This is a genomic window from Chryseobacterium sp. JV274 (genome assembly GCF_903969135.1).
Lineage (GTDB): Bacteria > Bacteroidota > Bacteroidia > Flavobacteriales > Weeksellaceae > Chryseobacterium.
Window position 1 is genome coordinate 2,991,891 of sequence record NZ_LR824569.1, and the last position, 26,253, is coordinate 3,018,143.

Here is a 26,253-nt window from a genome sequence, read left to right on the forward strand (position 1 = left end):
TTACTTCGAAATATATTTTGCATCTACAAAATCTGTCAGCCAAACTCCATTTGCAGACTGGTAGAAAGATAATCCTTCCTGATGCATGGTTCCTGTTCTGATGGTAAGAATTACGGGTTTACCGTGTCTCATTCCAACCTTTGCAGCAGTCTCTTTATCAGCACTTAAGTGTACATGCTGGCGGGTTCTTTTTTCAATTCCTTTTTCTAAAATGGAAGTGATATTGGCTTCTGCAGTTCCGTGATAAAGAAATTCAGGAGGCTGTTTGGCTTCCAAAGCCAGATCTATATCAATAGAATGACCCTGATTTGCTCTGATCTTGGTTTTATCTTCGTTAAAAGCAAAACGTTTTTTGTTATTGGTTTCTACAACCTCATCCAATTCTTCGGGAGTAAAAAACATTCTCTTTTTAGCAGATTTTGCTCTCAGCTCATCTATATCTGCCCACCCGTTTTCATCCAGCTTAAGTGCTATACTTTCTGGCTGATGACGTAGAATCAGGCTTAAAAATTTACTTATTTTTTTCTTTTCTATTTCGTTCATGGTTTGTGTTTAATTCATTAATTTTTGGTTTAACTTCTCACATAATGCTTCAATATCTTCCTTTCTCACCAGCTCTGCAATCCATTCTTCCGGAATACTTCCATATCCATAATAAATTCCGGCAATTCCTCCAGTGATAGCTCCTGTTGTATCTGTGTCTTCGCCCAGGTTGACTGCTTTCAAAACTGCTTCTGCATAGCTTTCTGAGTTTAAAAAACACCATAATGAAGCTTCAAGGCTGTAGAGGACATATCCGCCACTCTTGATTTCATCTTCAGGATATTGGGAAACATCATTTTTTAGAATTCTTCTGAAAAGCTCAATCTCATTTGGATTAAATCCCTGTTCTTCAGAATAATCTAATGCAATTTTTTGTGTATAAGCATATGCTTCTCTTTTGCTCTTCCCTTTCAACAATTGAATAGTAAAAATAACATAGATGAAACAGGCAAAAACAGAACGGAAATGCCCGTGAGTTATTGCTGAGACTTCTTTTACCGTCAGATAGAGTTTCTGAATATCATTTTCATTTTCAAGATAAAAAGCAAGGGGAAGAATTCTCATTAAAGAACCATTCCCATTGTCTTCTTCAAAAATATTTCCTGAAAATCTGGCACTTTCACCTTTAATTAATCTCGCCAAGGCATGTCTTGTTGTTCCTCCTATATCGAAAAGTCTTCCGTGGGCAGTCCAGTGACCATATTTGTTCCATTTTACAAAGCTTTGCCCGATCTTTTCCAGATCATATCCCTTGGTAAGTTCATCAGCAAGACAAAGTGTAAGAGAGCTGTCATCACTCCAGGTTCCTTTGGGTTGATTCCAGGACATGTATTCCAGCATTTTTGTTACTGGAAAACGTTTTAAATCTTCTCTTTTTTTAAATTCTACAGGAACACCAAGAGCATCTCCAATACAAACGCCCATGATTCCTGCTTTTACTTTATTTTCCATCAGGCAAGGTTTACCAGTTTATCAAATAATAGTTTCATTCCCTGGGTTGCTGTTTCTTTCATTACAACTGCTCTCTGTCCGTATCCAAATCCTGTTTCATTAGGGTTGATTACGATTAAAAGACAATCATCTTTGATATCATGAATCAGTCCGGCAGCCGGATACACCTGTAAAGACGTTCCAATTACCAGTAAAATATCTGATTCTTTTACAATTTCTCTTGCGGTCTGATACAAAGGGACATCTTCTCCGAACCAAACGATAAAAGGTCTTAATTGAGCTCCATCTTCTGCTTTATCACCGATTTTGATATCCTCTTTTTGGTCATAAATCAGACTTTTATTGTTGCATGAGCATGATTTGAACAATTCTCCGTGAATATGAAAGATATTGGTAGATCCTGCTCTTTCGTGAAGGTCATCAATATTCTGGGTAATGATCTGAACATCGAAATGTTTTTCCAGTTCTGCTAATAATTGATGCGCTTCGTTCGGCTGTACTTCATGCAGCTGACGTCTTCTTTGGTTATAAAACTCCAGCACTAAAGCCCTGTCTTTTCTCCATCCTTCCGGACTTGCCACATCTGTTACATTATGATTTTCCCAAAGACCGTCTCCGTCTCTGAAGGTTTTTATTCCGCTTTCGGCACTGATTCCTGCGCCGCTTAATATGGTTAGTTTTTTCATTGGTTTACTCTAATAGTTTTTTGTAAATCATTTCATTTTCATCATCAAAACAAACAAAAATAACTTTCTCAATGACATCTGACTTAAATTTTCTGACCTCATCTATTGCAATTTTTCCTGCCAGTTCTTTTGGGAATCTGTATACTCCTGTACTGATGTTTGGAAAAGCAATTGTTTTTACACCAAGGCTTTCTGCTAATTTCAAGGAATTATGATAACAGTTTGCCAGAAGCTTTGATTCTTTTTCTTCATTACCATTCCAAACCGGACCTACCGTATGAATAACATAGTTTGCAGGGAGATTTCCCGCATTTGTTACTACAGCTTCACCAGTATTACATTTACCTTGTCTGTTTCTGATCGCTCTGCATTCTTCCAAGATCTGTGGCCCTCCTGCTCGATGAATAGCTCCATCCACTCCGCCTCCACCAAGTAAGGATGAATTGGCAGCATTGACAATCGCACCAACTTGGATCTTTGTGAGGTCTCCTTTTATTAATTCAATTTTCATTATATTTCTTCAAATGGTTTCAGCATTTCTTCTTTCTTTGTAAGCACCGCAAAAACGACTCTCTTAAATTTATTTTTATATTTACCCTGAAGATGTGTTTTAAATAATCCTGCAATTTCCTTCGGGTCGTTTCTGAACACTCCGCAGCCCCATGCCCCTAAAATTAAAACTTCATTTCCTTCATGTAAAGCCAGCGAAAGCATTTTATCCATTCTGACATCCATGGCAGGGAGAATTTCATTTTTTCTTTCCGGTTCCTGACGTTTTACCACCCCTGCATTGACTGCCGGAGAGGTGATGAAATTACACAGAACAGGTTTGGGAAGCAATTCTCCTTTATCTTTTCTGAAAACCGGAACTTTCGGGCTGTAAATCATTGTATCAGTATAAAAACAGGATTCCATCGCTCGGTGAATCATATAATAGTCCCAGGCCTGAAGCAGACTTTCATACAATCCGGAAGTTCTTGCGAGACTTTCTTCCTGTGCTTCAGCTCCGTTGATAAATCCTCCTCCGGGATTTTTTGCTGAAGCAAAGTTCAGACACATCATTTTTTCCTGATTTTCTTCTTCAGCTAATTGTAAAATTGCTTTTAAAGAACTGCAGTTTCTTGTTTCAAACTGCGTTTCAAAACCGGTTTCCGGCATTGGGGATTCTATCATTTCTGAAAGCTGTTCCGGGGTGAAAAGAGTGGTTTCTTTTTTACTGATTTCCAGCTCGTGTTCTATATTTATTTTTTCGCTATGTTCGTTGATATAATATTTTTTAGCAAGGATATCCAGGGTATCTTTTGCCATTCCTTTATTTGTCATCGTTAGTTTTTTTTATGTTAAGCATCAGTTCTTCCAGTTCAGTATTTCCGGCATTCTTAAAATCATCTCCTATAAATACTTTGGTGACTTTGATATCTCCTATAATTGCTTCATTAAAGCTGTTCAGCTCTTCCGAAGGAACCCATAATTCATTGTGGTTCATGGCTCCTACATTCTGTGCGGGATATTGATCTGCCACTTCTTCCAACACTTCAAACCGGGTTACAAAGCCCAGATAGTTTCCCGCTTCGTCTCTGGTGTTCCATTTTTCAGCAATCTCAGAAGCATATTCTTCATTAAGAACAGGATAAAAAATGGGCTGCCAATCCAGTCTGGGAGGAAATTTTTTAAACCCACTTTCTATAATCAATATCATTTCTTTTTCTCCTATTGGTCTGTATAATGTTGTTGTTTTCATGGCATTTCTTTTAATTATTTATTATACTGTGGCCCCAATTCTATGGGCCAGTTCATTTGATAAGGGATAATTCTTTTCTACAGGCAGCAGTTTTTTTGCCTTATCGAATTCCCCTGATTGAGTAAAGTTCAAAATCTTCTTAACCAAAGGGGTATAATCCTCTATTTTCATAATCCATTCTTCATTGAATTCCTCAATCAGCGATCTGCTGATCCCAACCTGGATGGAACGGTAATTAAGTTTTGTTCCCTTAATATTCCTTTCAGGATCCCATTGCACATAAATTTCAGCATTTTCAAAGTCTTTTTCCCAATTTCGGGGATCAGGATAAACTCTTTTTTCTGGCGAAGTAAGTATTGCTTTGCTTAAAGCTTTCTCCCAGGCCTCTCTTTTGATGTGAATTGCCAGCGTACATTCCTGATTGGATTTCTGTCCATAATTACTGCGTTCCATCATCCAAAGAAAAGAAGGCTTTATCCAGGTCATTCTGTTGAATGAAAACGGTGCCATAAACTTCTGATTCTCTACGGCTGCTTTTGCAATTGTTTTATTATAAGCCTGGTATACCACCAGAGTGTCATTTTTATAATCTGCTCTTATTTCAAATTCTTTCATCGTTGTTAATCTATTAAAAATCACACACATACACCTCTACATTCTTTGCAAGCAGTGTTCTTTTAATAATAGGTTCTATTTCTTCCCATTTTCCTCCCGCCAAGCCACATCCTATCCGTGGCATATGAACACTTGCATTGTACTGCAAAGCTTCATCAGCGAGTTTCAACAAACATTCTTCCACTGCATCGTATCTGATAGGTTGAACTTCTGAATGAGTAATGATTTTATGCTGAGCAATCATATTGCAGACCCAGATATCTCCTTCTGCCTGAACAATCTGGATTTCCCCTAAGTTAAATTTTTCTTTGTTTTTAAACCAATCACGGTATTCTTGCTCAGGTTGCTTCCATCTTTTGGAAATAGCAGTTACAAAACCTTTTCCCCAGCCTCCGATATCATTACAGATATGAGTGATAATTTTTATTCCTTTTGCCTGTGGTGCTGTAGCATCTCCTTTTAAATATTGTATCGTTTTCATGGTTATTTACTTTTATTCATTATCAATACCCTGGTTCTGACTCGTATAAAATTAATACTTGTATCTGCAAAATTTATAAAATCTGCTTAAAATCTTTTGAATACGGAGAATATGATCCGTAGATCGCATCAAATTCTACATCGATATTTTCTACCTTAAATTTCTCATCAATCTGATCCAGGCATGTAATAACAAGATTCTTTTTAACCGGAAATACATACGCTGCATCCAGTTTCAAGGCATAATTCAACAGGTTATAATCTATTTCTCCTGTTCTTAACTCCTTCTGATATTCATTAAATGTACAGGTTTCTTCTTCATTATTTTTCAGATCCATTTCTTTTTCATTGCTCATCCAGCCGTTTCCGTGACGGGTTGAATAGCTTCTGGTGACATAATACATTTCAATGTCTTCAATTTTTAAAAGCTTACAGATTTCGTATGCATTTTTTGAAGTGGTATGAGCATAGGTCACATTGGGGAAAACGCCATGATCCATATCGAGTAAAATACCCTGGCTGCCTTCAAAAATAAGGTGTCTGAACGAAGCCAGCCAGGTATAATCATTTATTTTCCAATCAATCCTGTCAATAGCTTTCAAAAAAGGATGTAAAAGTTCATTAACTTCTTTTTCATCTGCAAAACCATAATAATAGGCGATCCCTTTCAGTTTTTCCAATAACATTTCTCTGGGCGCAATCAGGTCTATGGCAAACAGTTTATAAGGACTTTCGTATCTTTTCATGGTTGCTCCTACTCCTTTTCCACAGGTTCCGTGTTCCAGATTTCTTGCATTGGTTCTGTTCTGCCATACATCAAAAGGAGTGGTTACCTTTGCCAATGGATGAATATGCAGCTCAATATTTCCGTTCTTTATTTTTAATTCTTCTCTTTCATTGAGTAGAAAAACCGGATGAATAGTGCAATGTTCCGTAAAATAAGAAGGTAAACCGCGAAGAGATCCGCTTGCAAAGCTTGAATGCACATGTTTTCTATCATCAATCATCACGGTATGAGCAGCCTGTTGCCCTCCTGAAAACCGGATTACAACAGCCTCCGGATTCTGAGAAGCCAGAAAATCTGCAGTGATCCCTTTTCCTTCATCACCAAAACCTAGTCCTATAACGATCTGTGCCTTTTTCATGTCCTTTTTTCTTTTTTTAAAGTCTTTGCCACCTTCATTTGTGCTTTTAATTTTCCTGATGGCAATTGCTCTGTTTTAAAGCATTTGAAATTGATCCAACCCTTCTGTTCCTGTAGTTCCCAAGGTTTTATTTTTAAATGTATCGCAGATAATTCCTTTAATAACATTTGGAATTTCTCTGTGATCTTCTATGGAAATACAATTTTGTCCTAATAATTCTCTCCATCCTCTGTCTGCTCTCAGTGCCTGATCTGAATGTAAAACACTGATATGGTATACTTCGTACTTCTTCTTTACTTCTTCCAGCAATTCAATATGAGTATAGGTTTGCTGTCCTTTTCCCATAATTTCTCTGATGGCGGAAGCGGGAAGTGTTTTTAAACAAGGTTCATCTCCAACGGTAAACAGCAATCCTTTTTGATTTCTTTTTTCAAAGGCATCTGTCCTGGTATGGAACGCTGCGAAATACCACGCTAATAGATAGCTTTCTCCGGCATTTCCGCCGCCGCCAGACTCAATATAAGTACGGGTAAGCCACATATCCAGTTCTGCATCCCCGGACTCAAACTGTCCCACCTGAAGCGGATAGCCATCACATTCATGGTCTCCGATTCCAAGAAATAATAATGCCGGATCCGGAACGCCTCCCTGAATAATTCCTCCCATCAGTTTAGGCAATCCATCTCTGATCAGCTCATGAGGAATATGTCCCATACTTCCTGTAACATCCAGTCCTAAAATAATCGGAGCTGAGTTGGGGTGAACTTCAGAGTCTCTGGATTCTCTGAAAGAAATTCCGTGAGGATTCATTGATTCGTGAGCCATTCTTTTGGCATTCTGGGTAAAAATTTCACCTGCGGATTTTGTTCCGTACCCTGCTTTTCTTGCTCTGTCATAACGAGCGTCTAAATCGTATCTTGTACTTCCCATGACTATAGTGTTTTTCCAAATAAATATTCAAATCTCTTCTGGGTTACTTCAAGCTGAATATTAAGGTTTCTGATTGTTAATGATAATTCCATGTCTTTCTGAACGAATGATTCGGGATTGAAATCCGCGAATGTCAGACTGTTCCTGTCTAGAGGACTGATATCTATAAGCCCTTCCTGTTCACGCTCGAGTCTTTTGATTTTTAATTCGATATCTTCAACTCTGCGTCTGTAAATCAATTCGGAATCTGCTCCGATGATCTTTGCACGGTCTTCTCTGATCTGATCATTATTTCTTTGTAATGATTCGATAAATCTGGGTTTTAATTCATCTTCCATGATCAAATATTTTTATTTGTGTTAATATTACGCTAATTAAACAAGACATAGCAATGCCATTTTTTAAGAATGTTTATTCTTTAGAATACATGATATCCGTTCTTAAAACATACTTCAGTCCACTAATCAAGGTCTTTCCTTCATGTCTCAGAGGATGATGAAAAATCAGTGCTGTTCCTTTCTTCGGAGCCACGGTAAACAGACTTTCGAATTCTGTTTCTCCTCCTTCAAAATCATCATTCAGATAGATCATAAAGGTGTAAAAACTTTTCTCTTTTTCATTTCTGATATAACTTCCATCCCTGTGCATTTTAAACTGCTGTCCGGGAGCATATCTATAGACCCTAAGCATTTCATTAAAGTTAAGAAGCTGATATCCATCGTGTTCCTGAGGCAGAAATTCGGTTGCCTTTTTAAACAGATCTTCAGCCATTGTTTCATCAAAAATCATCAGTCGGTCATTATTTCTGACTCCTTTATTCATCTGCTGACGTCCAAATACATTGATTTTTGCTTCTTCAAAAACTTTTTCCTGCGAAAGACTGATATAATGATTGCATTCCGTTTCGGTCAGAAAATCTTCAATCAGAAATATCTGTGGGTGTAATTCTGTTTTTTCCATGATTCCTATTTTGTATTGGTGATGTGTTTTAGTTTTTTAATTGATCTCTTACTTCCATTAAAGCAAATCCTAAGAGATTTTCTCCGTTCCATAATAAAGGATTTTCTGCTCTGCTGTCTGTTTCCAGCATTCCGATTCCCCAGATTCTGTCATAAGGACTCGCTTCCACAAGAATTTTATCTCCGGTTGACAAAAGAAAGTCTTTAAATTTCTGATTTTGAGAAAACTTCAAAAGATTTCCCTGAGTTACAATTTCATATTTATAATCATCCCAAAGTTTCGGATCAAAGTTTTTTACTTTTCGGCCTAAAGCTTTTGCTTGGTTAGGAGTAGCTGCCTTTAAGATTTCTTCTTCCGTTTCAGGATCATTAAATAACCTTGCTTTTCCGGCCATCATATAGTGCTCTGCCGTTTTATAAATGATCCCGTTTTCTTCAAATTTTCCGGGAAACCATTGGCTGAAGCATGATTTGGTTACCATATCTTTTGCCGTATGTCCCCAGAAAAAGAGAAATTTTATCCTTTCTTTCTTCTGAAACCGTTCTGTAATATTTTGTATGGTGTATTTCATTATTGCGTTATTTCTACACAAATTTAAAATATTATCAGTCTTTGCACCAAATTTGTTTGTGTTAATTTTACGCTAATGTACATAACCTACTGATTTTCAATTGCAAAAATTTATTTTATAAAACACGGATAACGCTTATTTTTATCACAAATGATCCTAATCTTTAATTGATTTAGGCTAAAACTGATAGAATTTGATCATAAAAAAACGGACTAAAGCCCGTTCCTATTGAATGTATTTTGAGTGATTTTTCTTATATAATTCTTTTTTTTCTCCTATGCATTTGTGACCATTAGTGTAAACTAATTTATGAAATTTGTGTTTAAAACTATTTAATTTCAAAATAAAAACCCTGTTCTTCAAGCTCTTTATATTTTTCTTTATTGAAAGTAAAAAGCTTTCCAGGTCTGCCGCTTCCTTCTTTTTTAACATTATTCGTTTCGTTCAACAGTCCGTAACTCATGATTTTCTTACGGAAATTTCTTCTGTCGATTTCCTGTCCTACAATGGTTTTATAAAGATTTTCAAGGTCTGAAAAAGGAAATTCTTCGTTGAGAAGATTGAAACCGATCGGCTGGTATTGAATTTTTGTACGAAGTCTCTTTAAGGCAGTCTCAATGATTGTTTTGTGATCAAAAGCAACTGAAGGAAGTTTATTAATACTAAACCATTGTGCGTCTTCAGCATCAGAATCTGCAAACAATTCATGGTAAGATGGGTTCACAAGGCCCAGATATGCTACAGAAACTACTCTGTTTCTCGGATCGCGACCCAGATTACCAAATGTGTAGAGTTGTTCCAGAAAATCGGGTTTTATGCCTGCTTCTTCATAGAGTTCTCTTTTTACGGCGTCATCTACGCTTTCATCATCAAGAACAAGTCCTCCCGGAAGAGCCCATCCACCTTTAAAAGGTTCAATATTTCTTTTAATCAGAAGGATCTGAAGATCTTTTTTATCAAAATATCCGAAAATAACGGCATCTACAGCCACTTTTATATCCTGTAATTTTTTTGGAGACTCCATAAATTAATTTGCGTTACGAATACACAAAGTTACGATTTATGCTCAAATTAAAAAATAATTTCGGTTATAATAAAAGTTCCTATCTTTAAGTTATCATTCTAACCATCTTAAAACTAAATCATTATGAAAAATGTATTAACAATTCTTTTTATTGCTTTTTTATTAACAGCATGTGAGAAAGGAAAAACTACTGCTGCTAATACTACTGACAAAGCCGATTCTACTTCGACCTCTGAATGGAAACCTGTAGATTCTGCAACAGCTATGAAAGCCTGGATGGAGTATTCTACTCCTGGAGAAATGCACAAAATGCTGGCCAAATCTGATGGAACCTGGACTGGAGAAACAACAATGTGGATGGAAAACGGAGCAAAACCTATGATGAGTAAATCCGAGGCAACCAATAAAATGATGTATGGTGGACGTTATCAGATCACTAATCACAAAGGTGACTTTATGGGAATGCCTTTTGAAGGGATGAGTATTGTAGGATATGACAACTCAAAGAAGAAGTTTATCAGTACATGGATAGACAATATGGGAACGGGAATCATGCATGGAGAAGGAGAATGGAATGCATCCACAAAATCAGTTGAGTTTAAAGGAAAAATGACTGACCCTTCAAGACCAGGAAAAGATTGTGATTTCAGAGAAGTTTTCACATTTGTAGATGATAATAATCAAAAACTGGAAATGTACGGCCCTGATTCCAAAACAGGCAAAGAGTACAAAACCATGGAAATAAAATATACCCGTAAAAAATAAATCAGGAAATAAAAAAACCGCTTCATCTGAAGCGGTTTTTATTTTATAATGAATTAATCATTTAGTTTTAATACAGCCATGAATGCCGATTGCGGGACTTCTACTCTACCAATCTGTTTCATTTTCTTCTTACCTTCTTTCTGCTTTTCCAATAGCTTACGTTTTCTGGAAATATCTCCACCATAACATTTTGCGGTAACGTCTTTTCTTAAGGCTTTAATGGTTTCTCTAGCAATTACTTTGGCTCCCAATGCTGCCTGAACTGCAATATCAAACTGCTGTCTAGGAATCAGTTCACGAAGCTTTTCACACATTCTTTTACCAATGTAATAAGCATTAGAATCGTGAATCAATGAAGACAGTGCATCTACCATGTCACCATTGATCAGGATATCCATTTTCACCAATTTAGAAGAACGCATTCCGATTGGGGAATAATCAAATGATGCATATCCTTTTGAAATAGATTTCAGACGATCGTAAAAGTCAAAAACAACTTCAGCCAAAGGCATATTGAATGTTAATTCCACCCTGTCTGCTGTTAAATAGCTTTGGTTTACAATTTCCCCTCTTTTCTCGATACAAAGCGTCATTACTGCACCCACAAAATCCGATTTGGTAATAATAGAAGCTTTTATATAAGGCTCTTCAACTCTGTCTAAAAGATTGGGATCAATCATTTCAGATGGGTTGTTGATTAACATTGCCGTTTCAGGATCTTTTTTAGAATACCCGTGATACGAAACGTTGGGAACTGTAGTAATTACATTCATATTAAATTCTCTTTCGAGACGTTCCTGCACGATTTCCATATGAAGCATTCCCAAGAATCCGCAACGGAAACCAAAACCTAATGCTGCAGAACTTTCGGGTTCAAACACCAAAGAAGCATCATTCAGTCTTAATTTTTCTAATGAGAATCTCAATTCTTCAAAATCTTCAGATTCAATAGGATAAATTCCTGCAAAAACCATTGGTTTTACTTCCTCAAAACCGTCAATTGCAGCAGCAGCAGGATTCACAAAAGAGGTAATGGTATCACCCACTTTCACTTCTCTTGCATCTTTAATCCCGGAAATAATATACCCTACATCACCACATTCAATTGTCTTTTTCGGAACCTGTTTTAGTTTTAAAGTTCCCACTTCATCAGCACCATATTCTTTTCCAGTCGCGAAAAATTTTATCTTCTCGTTTTTAGAAATACTTCCGTTTACTACTTTGAAATACGCTTCAATTCCTCTGAACGGATTGTAAACAGAGTCAAAGATTAGTGCCTGTAACGGAGCATTGGGATCTCCAACCGGAGCAGGAATTCTGTTGACAATCTGCTCAAGCAAATCATGAACCCCCTCACCTGTTTTTCCAGAAACTCTAAGAACATCTTCATATTTGCACCCTAAAAGGCCCATAATTTCGTCGGTTACTTCTTCAGGGTTTGCTGACGGAAGATCTATTTTATTAAGAATTGGAATAATTTCTAAATCATTTTCCAATGCCAGGTATAGATTACTGATGGTTTGTGCCTGGATACTCTGTGCAGCATCAACAATAAGAAGTGCTCCTTCACAGGCAGCAATAGAACGGGAAACTTCATAAGAAAAGTCAACGTGTCCCGGTGTATCAATAAGGTTTAGAATATATTTTTCTCCTTTATACTCATAATCCATCTGGATGGCGTGCGACTTGATTGTAATCCCACGTTCTTTCTCCAAATCCATATCATCAAGCGTCTGAGACTGTAGTTCTCTTTGGGTAACGGTATTCGTATACTCCAATAGACGGTCTGCCAGGGTACTTTTACCGTGGTCGATATGAGCGATTATGCAAAAATTTCGTATGTTTTTCATTTAAGAATCTTGTAATTTGCAAAGATAAGAAAATGCAAGAGAATTTTTCATTCTAATTCTTTCTTTTAACTGAAACACAGATAACAATAGGAAGAGAAGCTCAATTTTTCCCTTTTTCAATATTATTTGGTTTTACCAAAGTCTTCCGGCAACAGGTAATTTCCTGTAAAAGGATCAAGATAAACTTTGGGGCCTAAAGTATTCTTTTTTTTATTTGAGAGACTAACATCTATGACCGCGCCAATAACACCACCAACCAAACCACCTGCAGCAACTCCAATGGTGACACCACTTGCAGTTGTTTCAGGAAATAGTTCTGCTTTTGTTACTTCAATAAAAACACCGTTCTCATCTTTAAAAATCTCAGTGTAACCAACAGGAATATTTTTATATGCTATTCCTTTATACACAAAAGCGTAAAAATGTCTTATCCCCGTTTTCTCCTCTCCTTTTACTGCTTTTGTCACCACTCCTTTATCATTAGCCTGCAAAGTAAATCCGGGTTCAGGATTATGGATAAAGAAGCTGTAATAATCTTTGTACACCCCTTCTTTCAATTCGTTTGCATTCAGGATGCTAAGTTTTTCTTTTAATAGAGAGCAATAGCTAGGAAGATCACTTTCTGAAACACTAAATTCCCATGGTTCTCCTTTATAAGATTCTTTAAACAGATCAGTAAGAATTAAAGTCGCTTTTCTGGACAGGCTTTGGGCTAAATAGGGCGTTATACGTGATGAAACTGTTGCTATTGTATCTTTTCTGTCAATAAAATGATATCCATCTTCTTTCTTAATAAATGTACTTGCTCTTAATTCAAGCTTTCCGATAGAGTATTTTTCTTTTTTGTCTTCTGAGATATTCAACCTTTCCAGCAAAAGAACCATGTCATCATTTCCTCTTACCGGATTGTATTTATAAAACCAATCTGTTATGTCTTTGCCGGCATTATTTTCGAAAATAATTTTCACCTCGTCTTTATGATACATGACCATTCCGACTTCCTGATTTGCTCTTTGATCTATCACCGTAAAACTTTTAATAGAGTTTTTATTATCTTTAATAGATTTTGAAAGATCAATTGTTTCTATTTTCTGTCCCAATAATACCATCGAAAATAATAAAAAGAAAAGTGTTTTTTTCATATGTGAACTTTCTGGTAAAAGTAATTTTTTTTGTTGTAAAAATTAAACGGCTCTCACAGAAAGATCTGTAAGAGCCGTCCAACATTAAAAAAATAAACTATTATGGGTTTTGTCTAGGTCCCGAAGCATTATTGTTTCCGTGAGGTTTTCTTTCATCCATTTTATCCTTCATCATTTTCTCGGATTGAAACAACTTCAGAACTTTCTGGCAGGGAATTACCTGCTGCATTTTTTCTGCATATCTTTTTCTGTTATCTAACAGTTTTTGTCCTACTTCAAAGCTTTGCTGCAATTTGGCCTTTGCTTCTTCATCCGTTAGAGTTTCAGGATCAAAGCTTGAATTAAACTGACTTTTGATTTGCTTTTGGCTATCCAGATATTCGTTATACAATTGTGTAAATTCGGCTTTATCACCTGGATCGACATTCAGATTATCCATAATCATATTGTTCCTGAATTTTTTCAGGAGCTCTTTTCTCTCTTCCGGAGAAAGATTATTGATGACTTCCTTCCTTTCCTTAGGGTCCATCTTTTTCCAGTCGTAATCACTCCTTTGGGCATTTAATCCAAAGCCATAAATAATCAAAAACGTCAATAATATCTTTTTCATTTTCTTTTAATTATAAATATCCAAATAAACGTCCTGAGTCGAATTACTTGCTAGCTCTGCAATTTCAGAGTTAGAAAACGAGTCCAGATATTCATTCATTTGTGTTTCTACTTTTTTATTCACGGTTTTCACCGGTTTGGGTGTCTCGATTGTTTTTTCAGTTTCGCTTACATTTTTAGAAGCATAAACATTGTTACTCTTTTGATTTCCAACTGTTTGATTATTATTTTCAACAGAAGTTAAATCAGATTTTAAAGTTTCGTAAGCAAGCTCGCCCTCTGTTTTTGGTTCTTTGGTATTGGCTGTATATGTTGTTTCAGAATTCAATCCTTTTTGCGTAGAATCATTATCTGAATTAAAAACATAAGTTGCTCCAAAGATCAAAGCCAGTGATGCCGCTGCAGCATACATCCAGTTCAGCTTAAAGACAGGTGCTTTTTTACTTGTCTTTATATCATTCATAACGTTCTCCTGAATATTTTCAAACATATTATCAGGAACTGTGTAAATGTTTTTACGCTCTAATTTTTCTATGTCGAACTCTTTCATCTTTGTTGGGTCAAAAAATTATCTTTCGTAATTTTCTTTAATATAATCTTCTATTTTTTGTTTGGCATAATGATAATTTGTTTTCAATGTTCCTACCGACATATCTACAATTTTTGATATTTCTTCGTAGGGTAAATCATCATAATACCGCATCATAAATACCAGTTTCTGCTTTTCGGGCAGGCTTTGTATGGCGTTCTGCAGCAAAAGCTGTATTTCTTCGGCATCTCCTTCCGTATTATCAGCTACAAGATTCTGCATGTGATACTCCGGATCTTCATCAGTTTTCTGCATCTTCTTCATTTTATTCACCTGCTGCAATGCTTCGTTGGTTGCAATTCTGTACAACCAGGTATACAACTGGCTATCATTTTTGAACTGATGAAAATTTTGATAAGCTTTAATAAAAGTTTCCTGCAAAGTATCCTGTGCAAGATCTCCGTCCACAATAATTCTTCTTATATGCCAGTACAATCTGCTTTGATAGGCATCCATCAAGGCCCGGACACCTTTATCCTGGGTCCGTGGATTCTGCATCAACGAAATAATTTCCGCGTCCTTAATCTTCATGAGATGCCTTACATTGTTTTGGATTACAAAAATAACTGAAAGTTAAATTAAAACTTCAATTTTCAATTTAAATATTTAAAATAATATGAGACACTTACGCAATAAACGTGCCTATATTGAAGTGTGAGATTTCTGAGGACATCTTCCTTTTCCGGCTCAGCTTAAAATCTTATATTTGTTATATGCAAATTGTAATCATCGGTTCCGGAAATGTTGCCTATCATATGGCAAAAGCTTTCACTTTGAAAAGTATTCCCCTGGCCCAGATTTTTGGCAGGAACGAAAAAGAATTGAGTAAGATTTCAGAAGAATTAAATATTCCTTATTCCACAGATCATCTGGAGGAAGCAGATCTTTATATCGTCTGTGTCAGTGATAATTCTATAGAAGAAGTTTCAAAGAGTATTTCCAGAAAAGACTGTTTGGTTGCCCATACATCAGGATCACTTCCAAAAGAAGCTTTGTCTGGTGAGTACAGGAAAGCAAGCTTCTACCCTTTGCAGACTTTTTCAAAATCAAAAGAACTGGAGTATGAAAAAATACCATTCTTCATAGAAGCAGAAAATGAGGGAGATCAAAAAATATTGCTTGATCTCGCTTCACAGATTTCAGAGAAAGTAATGGAAAGCAGCCACGAAAAAAGAAAATATATTCATTTAACGGCTGTTTTCGCCTGTAATTTTGTGAATCATCTTTTTTCAAGAGCTAAAGAAATTTCGGATTCTCAGGATATTCCGTTTGATTATTTTTTACCGCTGATTGATGAAACGGTTCAGAAAATTTATGAAATTGAACCCAAACAGGCACAGACCGGCCCTGCAGTGAGAAATGATGTAAGAATTTTACAGCTGCATGAACAGTTATTAAAAGACGAAAGTCTTAAAATTTATAAAACAATGAATCATTCTATTCAGGAAATGTATGAGTTATAAAGAGAAATTAAAAGATATTAAGGCATTTGTATTTGATGTTGACGGCGTTTTCACAGACGGAAGTGTTTATCTTCTTCCCGGAGGAAATATGTGCAGAGTAATGAATGTTCTGGACGGATATGCAGTAGTGAAAGCATTAAAAAACAATTATTTGATTGGAGTGATTACCGGTGGAAATGATGAAATGGTAAAACACAGAATCAATTACCTGGGTATCCAGGATTACTATCCGAAATCCCACAACAAAATAGATGATTTTGAAGATTTTAAGAAAAAACACAATCTTAAAAATGAAGAAATCCTGACTATGGGTGATGATCTTCCGGATATTCATATTATGGAAAGTTCGGCTATTGCGGCATGTCCTGAAAATGCAGTTCCTGAAGTAAAAGGAATCTCCGATTATATTTCCCCGAAAAAAGGAGGAACCGGAGCAGTACGCGATGTGATTGAACAGGTGATGAAGGTTCAGGGAAACTGGCATGACGATAATACTCAATCTGTATAATTACTGGTATGAAATTACTTTTAGCCTCTCAATCGCCAAGAAGAAAGGAGCTTCTTTCCAACCTGGGTTTTGAATTTGAAGTTGTAAAAATAGACTGTGAAGAAATTCTTCCAAAACATATAAAAATAGAAGAAGCTGCAGCTTATCTATCTGATTTAAAAGCAGATGCTTTCAGACACTTGGAAGCAGATGAAGTTCTGCTGACCGCTGATACTGTTGTAGCCATTGACAATCAGATTCTTGGGAAACCAAAAGATGAAGTTGATGCTTACAAAATGCTTCAGAGCCTTTCCGGAAAAACTCACCAGGTATATACAGGAATCACCATCAAAACTGCAGATAAATCCATTACAGAAACTGATGTTGCTGACGTTACACTTGATGAGCTCTCCGATGAGGAAATAAACTATTACGTTCAAAACTATAAGCCTTTTGATAAAGCGGGCAGCTATGGTATTCAGGAATGGCTGGGAATGGCAAAGATCACCAGCCTTACAGGAAGTTTTTATACCATTATGGGACTTCCTACTCATCTTGTTTATAAAATATTGAAAGAAACCTCCCTGATTTAAGAAATTATTGAAGTTTCGAATATCAGTTAAAGAAGAAATAAAATATTTCCACAAGAAATATAAATATTATTCATTATAAAATTTTATTATTTTTACAAAATCATCAAACTGCTGATAATAAAAAGCAGATTAGCAAGTTATAATTGAATAATGAAAAAGAATATATTATTCCTTTTAGTGATATGCCTTGTTGCTTCCTGTGCTACCAAAACAAAAAAGCCGGAGCAGCGATCAAAACTATTGAAAGGATTTTCCACATATTACAACACTCTTTTTAATGCGAAAGATGCGTTAAACAGTGAGTTTACAACCAGAGATAAGGGACATAAAGACAATTTTTATGCTCCTTATATACCTATTCTTACCTATGAAGAACAACCTTTGGGAAGTGATCTTGGACAATCAGAGGCTTTTGCCGAAAACTCCATGAAAATGGCTGAAGTAGCCAACAAACCTTCAGGAAGAGGAAATTCCGGAGTGCCGAATATCCCTGGCGGACCTCAGGGAAATACCCCTGCAAGGCCTGAAGGAGAACAAGGTAAAGGTGCTACTACACTTGAAATTGCGGAAGCAAAAGCTTTAAAAGCGATTAATAAATATTCTGTGACCAGAAATGGTGAAGAAAAAAACAAGCAGATTTTCGATGCCTATATGATTCTTGCCCAAGCGAGAATTTATAGAGGTAAATCCCTGGAAGCGCTGGATGCTCTTAATTATGTGTTCACCCATATGAAAGACGATAAAAGAATTGCACTGGCAAGAATTTATCAGGGGCTTGCCTATGACCAAATCAAAGATTATCACAGAGCTCATGAAACTTTTGCTAAACTGAAAGGAGAAGACATTAATAAAAGCTATGCAAAACTGCTGAGCATCTATTATTCTGAATCTCTGCTGGATGCAGGTAAAAAGGAAGAGGCAGCCAAAGAGCTTGATGAAGCTTTTGAACTGAACAGCAACAGAAAACTAAAGAGTAGAATTGCTTATCTGAGAGGCCAGGTTTTAGAAAATCTGAACCAGAATGATAAAGCAAGAGAAAGCTATACCGCAGCTTATAAATATGCCAATGATTTTGAATTTGAAGTAAAATCTCAGATTGCCATTGCTAAAACTTTTAATGGTAAAGGTGACTATGCCGGAGCCAAAAACTATCTGGAAGGAATCAGTAAAAAAGGTACTTATGGTTCCAGAAAAAATGAATTTTATTATGCTTTAGGCTTAATGGCCAACAAAGCAGGAAAAAAAGAAGAAGCCCAGCAATTCTTCAGAAAATCACTGTTTGAAAAGGTGTCTGACCCTCAGATCCGTGGATTGGCTTATTACGAAATAGGAAAAAGCTATCTTGACAAGAATGATTACATCGGGGCCGGAAGCTATTATGATTCTGCGCTTGCCGTAATGACGTATGAGCCATCAAAAATCCTTTTAAAAGATCAGTCTGCCTACATCAAAAAGATTTCAAGGAATTATTATCTGATCAAAAAGAATGACAGTATTCTTTCACTGGCAAAGATGGATGAAGGCCAGAAAACAGACTATTTCACAAAATATATAGCAAAATTAAAGATTAAAGAAGAAAAAGAGGAACAGGAAAGAAGACGCGCAGAAAGGAACAAAGGATTTGATACCGGAGATTATAGCGCTAATTCTATTTTTGCTAACAGCTCCAATGCTTTTGAGGATTTCGGAGTAACTACCAAAGGATTTTACTTCGGAAATACCGGTACTGTAAGCAAAGGAACCTCTACCTTTAAACAAGTTTGGGGAGATCGTGCTCTTGCTGATAACTGGCGTTTTTCCAAGAAAATGGCTTCCATTGAAGATATGAAGAATGAAGCGTTGGGGGTAACTTCAGCACCTAATCCTAGACGTTTTGAACCTTCTTACTATATTGAGCAGATCCCAACAGATCAGGGTAAATTATCCCAATTGAAAAAGGACAGAGATACCGCTTCATTAGGTCTGGGAATCATGTATCAGAATTATTTTACCAACACTCCCCTGGCGACAAAAACGCTGTATGATCTTGTAGATGTAAAACCGGAAGAAAAGGTAATGCTACAGGCATTGTATGAAATTTTTGCCATGAATTATGAGAAAAATCCACAGGCATCTGAAAAAGCGAAACAAATTCTGTTGGCGGATTATCCTTACACTTCTTATGCTGAATTTGCCAGAAATCCTAAAAACAAATCGTTCGTAAAATCAACGGAGGAAGTTGAAAATGAATATAAAAAAGCATATGCCTTATTTGAATCGGAAAAATTTTTGGAAAGTAAGGAGGTCATAGATCAGACTCTTCAAAAATTTCCTAAAGATGCACTAGTTCCTAAATTGTACCTGCTCAATGCATTCAATGCAGGAAAATCCAGTGGAAAGGAAGTAATGATTCTGCAGCTTGAACAGATTGCCCTGAATTATTCTAAAACTCCTGAAGGGATAAGAGCTAAAGAAATGTTGATTTATCTGAAAAGCGACCTCAGCTTCCAGGCAACGGATAATAAAGGAAATGCCGTCCCTCAACAACCCGCAGGAGCACCTGTACAACCTAATGCCCAGAACACCGGCATTCCGCAAATGAACAATGGAAAAGTACAAAAGCTGGAAAATATCAGTACAAAAACTCTGAATATGGATCCTACTCCACAACAGGGAAATCCTGACCAGCAGCAGCAAAAAAATAAAAAATCAACAGAAACCAAACCTGGGTCAAAGGCACCGCCAAGACCTCAATAAAATAAAAAAGCGAAGATCTACTCTTCGCTTTTTTTATGCAGTTATTTATTATTTGAACTAATAATCTTACGGGTTCTTCTTCTTTACTCCATGGAAATCTTTGAGATAGAAAGGCTCAAAATAAGCCATATCTTCAAATTCTTTATTTCCTATTTTTTCCAATGTCTTTTTGATAAGATATTTCGCAGAAGGATACACATTCTCGTTAAAAACAGCATCAGGAAGATTCAGAATCTCTTTTGCTTTCTTGGCACCATCACCTACAAACAATACTTTTTTATCTCTGAATTCTTCAAAAGAAGTTTCTTCCAAAATCTTGGCTTCGGTCTCAGATAATTCTTTTCCCGTATTTCCATCATAAACGGCCGTATACACCTCCATTCTCCTCGCGTCAATCAAAGGCACTATAAAATCATAGTTATTGTCTAAAAAGGGCTCTATCATGCTTTCAAGGGAGTTTATAGCAATCAATGGAACTTTAAGACCATAGCAGAATCCTTTTGCAGAGGCTGCACCAATCCTCAAGCCTGTGTAAGATCCGGGACCTTTCCCCAAAGAAACGGCTTCGATATCTTTAAGAGCAATTCCAGCCCCTTCCAACGCCCATTCTACATAGGTATGAAGGCTTTCAGATTGTTTATAATTTTCAGAAACTTCTTCACATACACACAGCAGTTTTTCATTGTCTGATACCGCTACTGAACAGTTTTTGGAAGATGTTTCCAGATATAGAATTTTCATTTTTTTGTTTTAAGCTAAACAGCAAAATTGCTTTTAATATTCTGCAAATTTAGTCCATTATTTTGACTATTTTCTATAAATCGTTCTCGGTTCTGCCTGAGCACTCGGGTAGATTGTCATGTCTGAAACGGTAACATGTTTCGGAGCATTCACACAATAAGCAATGGCATCCGCAATGTCTTCAGCTTTCAGAGCATCATAGCCTGCATACACTGTTGAAGCTTTCTCACTGTCACCTTTGAATCTTACCAAAGAGAAATCGGTTTCTACAGCTCCCGGCTGAATATTGGTTACTTTGATCCCAAATTCCGTAAGCTCCAGTCTCATTCCTTCTGAAATCACGTCTACAGCTTTCTTCGTTGCACAGTACACTACTCCATTCGCATAGGTTTGTCTTGCCGCTACAGAACTTATATTTATTATATGACCTAAATTTTTAGTTTTCATAATCGGGATGATCATTTTAGAAACATAGAGTAGTCCCTTTACATTCCCATCAATCATAGAATCCCAGTCATCAGTCTTCCCGGCAGAAAGAGGGTCCAACCCATGAGCATTTCCTGCATTATTGATCAGAACATCAATCTCTTTCCAGTTTTCCGGAAGCGAATCAATGGCTGCTTCCACTTCTTTAAGACTCCTTACATCAAACAATAAACTAAATATTTCGGTATACTGAGATAGCTCTGATTTTACAGCTTCCAGTACTTCACTTCTTCTTCCACAGATGATGATTCTGTTTCCTTGTTTTGCAAGAAGTTCTGCAGTGGCTTTACCTATACCGGAAGTTGCTCCGGTGATTAATATTGTCTTCATAAAATTGCTTATTAACGATATGAATGGAATACTTTACCTGGAGTATGATATTATTCCTTTCATACATTGTTATTGATTTATTAATTTGCATCCAATGCCTGAAAAGCATCAGCTATGTGGTCAACTTTTAAGTTTCTGTTTTCATCAGGAAGAACGGAGATAATATCAAATCTGACTTCGTTATCTTTATTAAATTCTTCGAGATAATGATTGGCTGCAGAAACAATTGATTTTATTTTTGCTTTGGTTACAGCTTCCTGAGGGAGCATAAATGCATCAGTAGATCTTGCTTTCACTTCCACTATGATAATCAGATTATCTTTTTCAGCAATAATATCAATCTCCGCTTTTTGAAAACGGTAATTTCTCACAAGGATTTTGCAGCCTTTTTTCTGAAGATAACCGGCGGCCATATCTTCTGCTATTTTTCCAAAATCGTTGTGATCAGCCATATTTTGTATTTAAGAGTTTGAAGATAGGAGAGTCGTCTTTTTAAAATTCGAGCTTTACTTTAGTTCCAACTTTCATTTTAAGATTACCACCAATTAAAAGTGGCCGGTTATCTTTAATGTGTCCATTCGGGAAAGCAAATACTACAGGGAATTTATATTTTGAAATTCTCTCCGAGATCAGTTTATAGGCAAATTCATCAAAGCTTTCTTCATAGCTTTTATTTTCCTTTTCGTCTCCCATATTAGTCATCCCGCCAACGATAAGTCCTTTGATCTTACTGAAGACTCCTGCCAGCTCCAGACTCATAATCATGCGATCCAGGGCATAGAAATTTTCTCCGATATCTTCAATAAACAAGATTTTATCTTTAAAGTCAAAAGAATATTTTGTTCCTAAAAGGGCATAGATAAGGGCTAAATTTCCTCCAACCAATTCTCCTTCAATATTCCCTTCTTTATTGAATTGATTTGATTCAAGGGTGTATTTTGGAGTTTTTCCTTTGAGGATATCAAAGATCAGATCATAGCTTTCATCAGTAACGCCGAAACTTGATGTTTTAATGGTCTGCCCATGAATGGATGCAAAGCCTTTCTTTAACAGATAGCTTTGTATAACCGTATTATCAGAATAGCCGATATACCATTTTGGATTTTCTGTAAAACCCTTCATTTTTAGGTGCTGAATCAGGTGCTGACAGCCATAGCCTCCTCTGGAAGCCCATACCGCTCTGATTTCTGTATCATTTAAAGCCCAGTTGATATCTTTTATTCTTTCCTGTTCTGTTCCGGCATAATTATATCCGTTTGAAAATCTGGTGTAAAGATGTTCCCCGAGAACGGGGTCAAAACCTCTACTTTTAATCATTTCTATTCCCTTTTCCATTTGAGAGGCATCTACCGCTCCTGCAGGGGAAATAACAGCTATTTTGTCACCTTTTTTAAGGGACTTTGGAAAGATCATTTTTTTCATTCTGTTTTTTGATATTTTACTTCTTTCTTTTCTGCTTCCTCCAGTTGTCTTTCAAACTGATTGAACTTTTTGAAACTCTGCAGGAAGATAAAGAAACTGAAGATAATAAGAATACAGCCGACAACTCTTCTGATTTGGTTCGCCAGCTTTTGTGTTAATTTATCGTGAAATTGCTTGGCAAGAAATATTTTAGCAAGATCTATTGAAAGGTAAGTGGCCAGTACGATCCCTATGTATAAAATAAAACTGCTGGTGTCCGGATATTGATTCCTCACAGAAATTACCGTTACCAGCCAGAAAAGGATGACTCCTACATTCAAAAGATTAAAGAAAAAACCATTGAAAAATGTTTTAATATAATTTTGGCCAATAATCTTCTCTTCACCAGGCATATGCATCTTGGTTTTGGTAACCAACATCACAATCCCATAAATAAAAATAAGAATGGAAGTGATCCTGTAGAAGCCAGGATGTTTATCAATTAAAGCTACAATATCTGTACTGGCATAATACGCCGCTACAATACATAATAAATCTGCAGTGATAACTCCAAGATCCAATGATAAGGCATGTTTTGGGCCTCTGGAAAAGCTGGTTTCTATTAACAGGAAAAATATAGGTCCTATAAAAACCAAGCTCAGCATGAATCCTAATATGACCGCCGATAGTACAAGTTCTAGCATTTAATGTGTTTTAAAATGAAAAAAATTCATTTCGTTTTATACAAAGTTATACTTTATGATTTAATTATTCAATAAAGTTGTGATATATCAAGTGGATTTTAAGGAGAGTTTAATGTAAATTTTTTAAGAAAATAGGAGAGGAGGGTATATTCAAAAGTTTTTTGCTTCAAAAAATAAAGAGGCTGAATGTTCATGAACATTCAGCCTCTTTATAATTTTATCTGGAGTCTTATTTTAAGACCTATTTCTTACTTCACAATCTGGAAGTCAAGCTGCTTCTGAATCAGATTAGCTTTTACCACTTTGATCTGAACTTCATCTCCCAACTGATACTTGTTTCCGTGTCTTATTCCGTATACCGCATGGGATTTTGCATCATACATATATGAGTCGTCTACAAGGTCTCTAAGTTTGATCAGTCCCTCCGCTCCGTTTTCAGGAATTTCAACCCAGAAACCGAATTCTGCCACTCCGGAAATAACCCCTCTGAAAGTTTCTCCCAGGTGTTTTTCCATGAATTTCACCTGCATAAACTTGATAGAGTCTCTTTCCGCATCTGCAGCCAGTCTTTCCATGGCACTGCAGTGTTTTGCTTTATCTTCAAGTTCCCCTCTGTTTGGAGATTTTCCTCCGTCCAGATAATGCTGAAGAAGACGGTGTGCAAGCAAATCCGGATAACGACGGATAGGAGAGGTAAAGTGACTGTAATACTCAAAACCTAAGCCATAGTGGCCAATAGGTTCAGTAGAATACACCGCTTTGCTCATACTTCTCATTGCAAGTGTTTCAATCATGTTTTCTTCTCCTTTTCCTTTCACATCATGAAGAAGTTTATTTAAAGATGCGGCAACCTTTTTGGTATTGGCCAGATCCATTTTGTATCCGAAAGTAGCAACGAAGTCTCTTAACGATTCTAATTTTGCAGGATCCGGATCATCATGAACCCTGTAAATAAATGTATTGTTGGTGATTTCATCTTTTCTGCTCAGAGAAACATATTCAGATACTTTTTTATTGGCTAAAAGCATGAATTCCTCAATCAGGTGATTCGAGTCTTTGCTTATTTTAAAGTAAACTCCAATCGGTTCATTATTTTCATCAAGATTGAATCTTACTTCACTTCTGTCAAAAGTAATAGCACCTCTTCTTATACGTTCATTACGCATAATCTTTGCCAGCTTATCAAGAGTATTGATCTCTTCTGCCAGGTCTCCCTGCCCGCTTTCGATACGTTCCTGAGCTTCTTCATAAGTAAATCTTCTGTCTGAATGGATTACCGTTCTTCCAAACCACTGTTTCTGAATTTCAGCCTCGTCATTCAGTTCAAAAACTGCTGAAAAAGTATATTTATCTTCGTTAGGACGAAGGGAACAAACATCATTACTCAAAACTTCCGGCAGCATCGGAACAACTCTGTCAACAAGATATACTGAAGTAGCTCTCTTATATGCTTCATCATCAAGAATAGTTCCCGGAACTACATAATGAGATACATCAGCAATATGAACACCAATTTCCCAGTTGCCATTTTCCAGTTTTCTTATGGATAAGGCATCATCAAAATCTTTCGCATCCTTAGGGTCAATCGTAAATGTACAGATGTTACGCATATCCCAACGCTTTGCAGCTTCTTCATCAGTAATACTTCTGTCTATTTTATCGGCATCGGCCTCTACTTCCTGTGGAAATTCGTAAGGCAGGCCATATTCTGCAAGAATAGAGTGGATCTCTGTTTCGTGTTCTCCCGGAGCACCCAACACCTTGATAATTTCTCCTTCAGGGTTTTTATCTCCAGGTCTCCATTCAGTCATTTTTACGATGACCTTATCTCCATCTTCAGCATTGTTGAACTTCGCTTTTGAAATAAAGATGTCTGTATTGATTGATTTTTTATCGCAAACAACGAAGCCGAAATCTTTATGAGCCACCTTCTGAAATGTTCCTACAAATTCAGTTCTGGTACGTTCCAAAACCTCCAGAACGGAACCTTCCAATTTCTTTCCTTTATAATGATAAGTTATAATAAGAACCTTATCTCCCTGCAGAGCATCCTTCACATTTTTGGCGTGAATGAAGACATCATCTTCCAATCCTTCCACATTTACGTAAGCATTTCCACTTTGGTTGAAGTCAATAATTCCAGTAAGCGTTCCTGCAATTTTCAGGTTCACTATATATTTTCCTTTTTCTACTTCTTTGATCTTTTCAGATCCCTGAAGTTTGTGCAGTGCCTGGATGACAAGTTCTCTTTGTCTTGGATTTTTGTAATCTATTCCATCAGCGATCTGCTTATAATTATAAATTTTTGATGAATTCGCATTCATAAAACGGAGGATCAATCTTCCGATCTCCATCATTTTTAAATCATTTTTATGACTTATATATTTTCTTTTTTTTGGCATTTTTAATTTTCTTTTAATTATTTTGGTCTTACTTAAAATAAAACCTTTCTATAAATCTTCCCCGTTCATTCCTTATAAAGGTTATTCAATTTCATCATTAGATTCTTTCCGTACATCATCAGAAATTATCTTTCAGTTTACTTAGAACGGGAGCTTTAGTTTTGTATAAATTTAATACAATTCTTGAGAAGAAAAGAGAAAAACCTTCTATTAAATATGTTTCAAATATAAGAAAGGCTTTAGAGAATAATAGAATGTAATTTCTATTGGACACTGCAAATATACGAATAAAAAATAAATAAGGCTTGT

At 36.3% G+C, this 26,253-nt stretch carries 30 protein-coding genes; 5 read left to right on the forward strand and 25 right to left on the reverse strand.

All coding sequences use genetic code 11. The annotated features are described in order from the left end of the window. From CHRYMOREF3P_RS13765 to CHRYMOREF3P_RS13830, 14 genes are all read right to left on the reverse strand, one after another. Positions 1-543, reverse strand: a complete 543-nt coding sequence (locus tag CHRYMOREF3P_RS13765) for an RNA 2'-phosphotransferase (RefSeq protein ID WP_180564854.1) — start codon at positions 541-543, stop codon at positions 1-3. Positions 544-552: 9 nt separating this feature from the next. After that, the gene (locus tag CHRYMOREF3P_RS13770; RefSeq protein WP_180564855.1) at positions 553-1,494 is read right to left on the reverse strand and encodes an ADP-ribosylglycohydrolase family protein; all 942 of its coding nucleotides are present in this window, start codon (positions 1,492-1,494) and stop codon (positions 553-555) included. Continuing rightward, positions 1,494-2,180: an SIR2 family NAD-dependent protein deacylase gene (locus CHRYMOREF3P_RS13775; protein ID WP_077413200.1), complete on the reverse strand. Its 687-nt coding sequence runs from the start codon at positions 2,178-2,180 to the stop codon at positions 1,494-1,496. The genes CHRYMOREF3P_RS13770 and CHRYMOREF3P_RS13775 overlap by 1 nt, the downstream gene beginning before the upstream one ends. A gap of 4 nt (positions 2,181-2,184) precedes the next feature. Then, the gene (locus tag CHRYMOREF3P_RS13780; protein ID WP_180564856.1) at positions 2,185-2,691 is read right to left on the reverse strand and encodes an O-acetyl-ADP-ribose deacetylase; all 507 of its coding nucleotides are present in this window, start codon (positions 2,689-2,691) and stop codon (positions 2,185-2,187) included. Then, complete coding sequence (locus tag CHRYMOREF3P_RS13785; protein ID WP_180564857.1) at positions 2,691-3,503, reverse strand: TIGR02452 family protein; 813 nt, start codon at positions 3,501-3,503, stop codon at positions 2,691-2,693. The genes CHRYMOREF3P_RS13780 and CHRYMOREF3P_RS13785 overlap by 1 nt, the downstream gene beginning before the upstream one ends. Next, positions 3,493-3,921 carry an ADP-ribosylation/crystallin J1 gene (locus CHRYMOREF3P_RS13790; RefSeq protein WP_180564858.1) on the reverse strand — a complete coding sequence of 143 codons (429 nt, stop codon included), beginning with the start codon at positions 3,919-3,921 and terminating at the stop codon, positions 3,493-3,495. The genes CHRYMOREF3P_RS13785 and CHRYMOREF3P_RS13790 overlap by 11 nt, the downstream gene beginning before the upstream one ends. Positions 3,922-3,942: 21 nt before the next feature. Beyond that, complete coding sequence (locus CHRYMOREF3P_RS13795; RefSeq protein ID WP_180564859.1) at positions 3,943-4,536, reverse strand: DUF4291 domain-containing protein; 594 nt, start codon at positions 4,534-4,536, stop codon at positions 3,943-3,945. Between the two features lie 13 nt (positions 4,537-4,549). Next, complete coding sequence (locus CHRYMOREF3P_RS13800; protein WP_180564860.1) at positions 4,550-5,017, reverse strand: macro domain-containing protein; 468 nt, start codon at positions 5,015-5,017, stop codon at positions 4,550-4,552. A gap of 73 nt (positions 5,018-5,090) precedes the next feature. Next, on the reverse strand, positions 5,091-6,161 hold the full coding sequence (locus tag CHRYMOREF3P_RS13805; RefSeq protein ID WP_180564861.1) for an adenylosuccinate synthetase: 1,071 nt from the start codon (positions 6,159-6,161) through the stop codon (positions 5,091-5,093). Positions 6,162-6,236: 75 nt separating this feature from the next. Continuing rightward, positions 6,237-7,091 (reverse strand): hypothetical protein, encoded by an 855-nt coding sequence (locus tag CHRYMOREF3P_RS13810; RefSeq protein ID WP_180564862.1) that lies wholly within the window; start codon positions 7,089-7,091, stop codon positions 6,237-6,239. 2 nt (positions 7,092-7,093) lie between these two features. Continuing rightward, the gene (locus CHRYMOREF3P_RS13815) at positions 7,094-7,429 is read right to left on the reverse strand and encodes a hypothetical protein (protein WP_077413207.1); all 336 of its coding nucleotides are present in this window, start codon (positions 7,427-7,429) and stop codon (positions 7,094-7,096) included. 73 nt (positions 7,430-7,502) lie between these two features. Further along, entirely contained in the window at positions 7,503-8,051 is a 549-nt protein-coding gene (locus tag CHRYMOREF3P_RS13820) for a 2OG-Fe(II) oxygenase (protein WP_180564863.1), read from the reverse strand. 28 nt (positions 8,052-8,079) lie between these two features. After that, positions 8,080-8,622, reverse strand: coding sequence for an NADAR family protein (locus CHRYMOREF3P_RS13825; protein WP_180564864.1), 543 nt, complete (start codon positions 8,620-8,622; stop codon positions 8,080-8,082). A 328-nt stretch (positions 8,623-8,950) separates the two neighbouring features. After that, complete coding sequence (locus tag CHRYMOREF3P_RS13830) at positions 8,951-9,646, reverse strand: NUDIX hydrolase (protein WP_034694004.1); 696 nt, start codon at positions 9,644-9,646, stop codon at positions 8,951-8,953. Positions 9,647-9,769: 123 nt separating this feature from the next. On the opposite strand from CHRYMOREF3P_RS13830, the gene CHRYMOREF3P_RS13835 reads away from it, so the two are divergent. Beyond that, the gene (locus tag CHRYMOREF3P_RS13835) at positions 9,770-10,411 is read left to right on the forward strand and encodes a DUF1579 domain-containing protein (protein WP_077413211.1); all 642 of its coding nucleotides are present in this window, start codon (positions 9,770-9,772) and stop codon (positions 10,409-10,411) included. A 53-nt stretch (positions 10,412-10,464) separates the two neighbouring features. Here CHRYMOREF3P_RS13835 and lepA read toward each other — a convergent pair whose 3' ends face one another. The 5 genes from lepA to CHRYMOREF3P_RS13860 form a co-directional block, all read right to left on the reverse strand. Further along, entirely contained in the window at positions 10,465-12,261 is a 1,797-nt protein-coding gene (gene lepA, locus CHRYMOREF3P_RS13840; protein WP_077413212.1) for a translation elongation factor 4, read from the reverse strand. A 122-nt stretch (positions 12,262-12,383) separates the two neighbouring features. Beyond that, the gene (locus CHRYMOREF3P_RS13845) at positions 12,384-13,403 is read right to left on the reverse strand and encodes a hypothetical protein (protein ID WP_180564865.1); all 1,020 of its coding nucleotides are present in this window, start codon (positions 13,401-13,403) and stop codon (positions 12,384-12,386) included. A 100-nt stretch (positions 13,404-13,503) separates the two neighbouring features. Next, entirely contained in the window at positions 13,504-14,013 is a 510-nt protein-coding gene (locus CHRYMOREF3P_RS13850; RefSeq protein ID WP_180564866.1) for a hypothetical protein, read from the reverse strand. A 6-nt stretch (positions 14,014-14,019) separates the two neighbouring features. Beyond that, the gene (locus tag CHRYMOREF3P_RS13855) at positions 14,020-14,562 is read right to left on the reverse strand and encodes a hypothetical protein (protein WP_077413215.1); all 543 of its coding nucleotides are present in this window, start codon (positions 14,560-14,562) and stop codon (positions 14,020-14,022) included. Positions 14,563-14,580: 18 nt separating this feature from the next. Then, positions 14,581-15,132 carry an RNA polymerase sigma factor gene (locus CHRYMOREF3P_RS13860; protein ID WP_047380042.1) on the reverse strand — a complete coding sequence of 184 codons (552 nt, stop codon included), beginning with the start codon at positions 15,130-15,132 and terminating at the stop codon, positions 14,581-14,583. Positions 15,133-15,314: 182 nt separating this feature from the next. Here CHRYMOREF3P_RS13860 and CHRYMOREF3P_RS13865 point away from each other — a divergent pair, with 182 nt between their 5' ends. The 4 genes from CHRYMOREF3P_RS13865 (at position 15,315) to CHRYMOREF3P_RS13880 (ending at position 19,880) form a co-directional block, all read left to right on the forward strand. Continuing rightward, a complete protein-coding gene (locus CHRYMOREF3P_RS13865; RefSeq protein ID WP_180564867.1) occupies positions 15,315-16,064 on the forward strand; it encodes a Rossmann-like and DUF2520 domain-containing protein in 750 nt (249 codons plus the stop codon). Further along, positions 16,054-16,572, forward strand: a complete 519-nt coding sequence (locus CHRYMOREF3P_RS13870) for a KdsC family phosphatase (protein WP_047380044.1) — start codon at positions 16,054-16,056, stop codon at positions 16,570-16,572. Before CHRYMOREF3P_RS13865 ends, CHRYMOREF3P_RS13870 begins: the two co-directional genes overlap by 11 nt. 8 nt (positions 16,573-16,580) lie before the next feature. Continuing rightward, positions 16,581-17,144, forward strand: coding sequence for a Maf family nucleotide pyrophosphatase (locus tag CHRYMOREF3P_RS13875; RefSeq protein WP_180564868.1), 564 nt, complete (start codon positions 16,581-16,583; stop codon positions 17,142-17,144). Between the two features lie 150 nt (positions 17,145-17,294). Beyond that, a complete protein-coding gene (locus tag CHRYMOREF3P_RS13880) occupies positions 17,295-19,880 on the forward strand; it encodes a tetratricopeptide repeat protein (RefSeq protein ID WP_180564869.1) in 2,586 nt (861 codons plus the stop codon). A gap of 66 nt (positions 19,881-19,946) precedes the next feature. Here the strand turns inward: CHRYMOREF3P_RS13880 and tsaB are convergent, their stop codons facing one another. The 6 genes from tsaB to rnr all read right to left on the reverse strand — a co-directional run bounded on the left by tsaB (position 19,947) and on the right by rnr (position 25,944). Further along, the gene (tsaB, locus tag CHRYMOREF3P_RS13885; RefSeq protein ID WP_180564870.1) at positions 19,947-20,621 is read right to left on the reverse strand and encodes a tRNA (adenosine(37)-N6)-threonylcarbamoyltransferase complex dimerization subunit type 1 TsaB; all 675 of its coding nucleotides are present in this window, start codon (positions 20,619-20,621) and stop codon (positions 19,947-19,949) included. Positions 20,622-20,687: 66 nt separating this feature from the next. Continuing rightward, the gene (locus tag CHRYMOREF3P_RS13890; protein WP_180564871.1) at positions 20,688-21,437 is read right to left on the reverse strand and encodes an SDR family NAD(P)-dependent oxidoreductase; all 750 of its coding nucleotides are present in this window, start codon (positions 21,435-21,437) and stop codon (positions 20,688-20,690) included. 80 nt (positions 21,438-21,517) lie between these two features. Continuing rightward, the gene (locus tag CHRYMOREF3P_RS13895; RefSeq protein ID WP_077413221.1) at positions 21,518-21,889 is read right to left on the reverse strand and encodes a YraN family protein; all 372 of its coding nucleotides are present in this window, start codon (positions 21,887-21,889) and stop codon (positions 21,518-21,520) included. 40 nt (positions 21,890-21,929) lie between these two features. Next, entirely contained in the window at positions 21,930-22,859 is a 930-nt protein-coding gene (locus tag CHRYMOREF3P_RS13900) for an LD-carboxypeptidase (protein ID WP_180564872.1), read from the reverse strand. After that, complete coding sequence (locus tag CHRYMOREF3P_RS13905) at positions 22,856-23,542, reverse strand: LysE family translocator (RefSeq protein WP_077413223.1); 687 nt, start codon at positions 23,540-23,542, stop codon at positions 22,856-22,858. Before CHRYMOREF3P_RS13905 ends, CHRYMOREF3P_RS13900 begins: the two co-directional genes overlap by 4 nt. 248 nt (positions 23,543-23,790) lie before the next feature. Continuing rightward, positions 23,791-25,944 carry a ribonuclease R gene (gene rnr, locus CHRYMOREF3P_RS13910; protein ID WP_077413224.1) on the reverse strand — a complete coding sequence of 718 codons (2,154 nt, stop codon included), beginning with the start codon at positions 25,942-25,944 and terminating at the stop codon, positions 23,791-23,793. Positions 25,945-26,253: the final 309 nt, after the last annotated feature.

Excerpts from the sequence above, each read along its gene's own strand:
- CHRYMOREF3P_RS13780 (WP_180564856.1), bottom strand. The coding sequence starts at position 2,691 with ATGAAAATTGAATTAATAAAAGGAGACCTCACAAAGATCCAAGTTGGT.
- CHRYMOREF3P_RS13770 (WP_180564855.1), bottom strand. The coding sequence starts at position 1,494 with ATGGAAAATAAAGTAAAAGCAGGAATCATGGGCGTTTGTATTGGAGAT.
- CHRYMOREF3P_RS13775 (WP_077413200.1), bottom strand. The coding sequence starts at position 2,180 with ATGAAAAAACTAACCATATTAAGCGGCGCAGGAATCAGTGCCGAAAGC.
- CHRYMOREF3P_RS13835 (WP_077413211.1), top strand. The coding sequence starts at position 9,770 with ATGAAAAATGTATTAACAATTCTTTTTATTGCTTTTTTATTAACAGCA.
- CHRYMOREF3P_RS13805 (WP_180564861.1), bottom strand. The coding sequence starts at position 6,161 with ATGAAAAAGGCACAGATCGTTATAGGACTAGGTTTTGGTGATGAAGGA.
- lepA (WP_077413212.1), bottom strand. The coding sequence starts at position 12,261 with ATGAAAAACATACGAAATTTTTGCATAATCGCTCATATCGACCACGGT.
- CHRYMOREF3P_RS13895 (WP_077413221.1), bottom strand. The coding sequence starts at position 21,889 with ATGGCTGATCACAACGATTTTGGAAAAATAGCAGAAGATATGGCCGCC.
- CHRYMOREF3P_RS13845 (WP_180564865.1), bottom strand. The coding sequence starts at position 13,403 with ATGAAAAAAACACTTTTCTTTTTATTATTTTCGATGGTATTATTGGGA.
- CHRYMOREF3P_RS13800 (WP_180564860.1), bottom strand. The coding sequence starts at position 5,017 with ATGAAAACGATACAATATTTAAAAGGAGATGCTACAGCACCACAGGCA.
- CHRYMOREF3P_RS13790 (WP_180564858.1), bottom strand. The coding sequence starts at position 3,921 with ATGAAAACAACAACATTATACAGACCAATAGGAGAAAAAGAAATGATA.
- CHRYMOREF3P_RS13900 (WP_180564872.1), bottom strand. The coding sequence starts at position 22,859 with ATGAAAAAAATGATCTTTCCAAAGTCCCTTAAAAAAGGTGACAAAATA.
- rnr (WP_077413224.1), bottom strand. The coding sequence starts at position 25,944 with ATGCCAAAAAAAAGAAAATATATAAGTCATAAAAATGATTTAAAAATG.
- CHRYMOREF3P_RS13815 (WP_077413207.1), bottom strand. The coding sequence starts at position 7,429 with ATGGAAGATGAATTAAAACCCAGATTTATCGAATCATTACAAAGAAAT.
- CHRYMOREF3P_RS13795 (WP_180564859.1), bottom strand. The coding sequence starts at position 4,536 with ATGAAAGAATTTGAAATAAGAGCAGATTATAAAAATGACACTCTGGTG.
- CHRYMOREF3P_RS13825 (WP_180564864.1), bottom strand. The coding sequence starts at position 8,622 with ATGAAATACACCATACAAAATATTACAGAACGGTTTCAGAAGAAAGAA.
- CHRYMOREF3P_RS13905 (WP_077413223.1), bottom strand. The coding sequence starts at position 23,542 with ATGCTAGAACTTGTACTATCGGCGGTCATATTAGGATTCATGCTGAGC.
- CHRYMOREF3P_RS13870 (WP_047380044.1), top strand. The coding sequence starts at position 16,054 with ATGAGTTATAAAGAGAAATTAAAAGATATTAAGGCATTTGTATTTGAT.
- CHRYMOREF3P_RS13880 (WP_180564869.1), top strand. The coding sequence starts at position 17,295 with ATGAAAAAGAATATATTATTCCTTTTAGTGATATGCCTTGTTGCTTCC.
- CHRYMOREF3P_RS13765 (WP_180564854.1), bottom strand. The coding sequence starts at position 543 with ATGAACGAAATAGAAAAGAAAAAAATAAGTAAATTTTTAAGCCTGATT.
- CHRYMOREF3P_RS13875 (WP_180564868.1), top strand. The coding sequence starts at position 16,581 with ATGAAATTACTTTTAGCCTCTCAATCGCCAAGAAGAAAGGAGCTTCTT.
- CHRYMOREF3P_RS13850 (WP_180564866.1), bottom strand. The coding sequence starts at position 14,013 with ATGAAAAAGATATTATTGACGTTTTTGATTATTTATGGCTTTGGATTA.
- tsaB (WP_180564870.1), bottom strand. The coding sequence starts at position 20,621 with ATGAAAATTCTATATCTGGAAACATCTTCCAAAAACTGTTCAGTAGCG.
- CHRYMOREF3P_RS13785 (WP_180564857.1), bottom strand. The coding sequence starts at position 3,503 with ATGACAAATAAAGGAATGGCAAAAGATACCCTGGATATCCTTGCTAAA.
- CHRYMOREF3P_RS13810 (WP_180564862.1), bottom strand. The coding sequence starts at position 7,091 with ATGGGAAGTACAAGATACGATTTAGACGCTCGTTATGACAGAGCAAGA.
- CHRYMOREF3P_RS13855 (WP_077413215.1), bottom strand. The coding sequence starts at position 14,562 with ATGAAAGAGTTCGACATAGAAAAATTAGAGCGTAAAAACATTTACACA.
- CHRYMOREF3P_RS13865 (WP_180564867.1), top strand. The coding sequence starts at position 15,315 with ATGCAAATTGTAATCATCGGTTCCGGAAATGTTGCCTATCATATGGCA.
- CHRYMOREF3P_RS13820 (WP_180564863.1), bottom strand. The coding sequence starts at position 8,051 with ATGGAAAAAACAGAATTACACCCACAGATATTTCTGATTGAAGATTTT.
- CHRYMOREF3P_RS13860 (WP_047380042.1), bottom strand. The coding sequence starts at position 15,132 with ATGAAGATTAAGGACGCGGAAATTATTTCGTTGATGCAGAATCCACGG.
- CHRYMOREF3P_RS13890 (WP_180564871.1), bottom strand. The coding sequence starts at position 21,437 with ATGAAGACAATATTAATCACCGGAGCAACTTCCGGTATAGGTAAAGCC.
- CHRYMOREF3P_RS13830 (WP_034694004.1), bottom strand. The coding sequence starts at position 9,646 with ATGGAGTCTCCAAAAAAATTACAGGATATAAAAGTGGCTGTAGATGCC.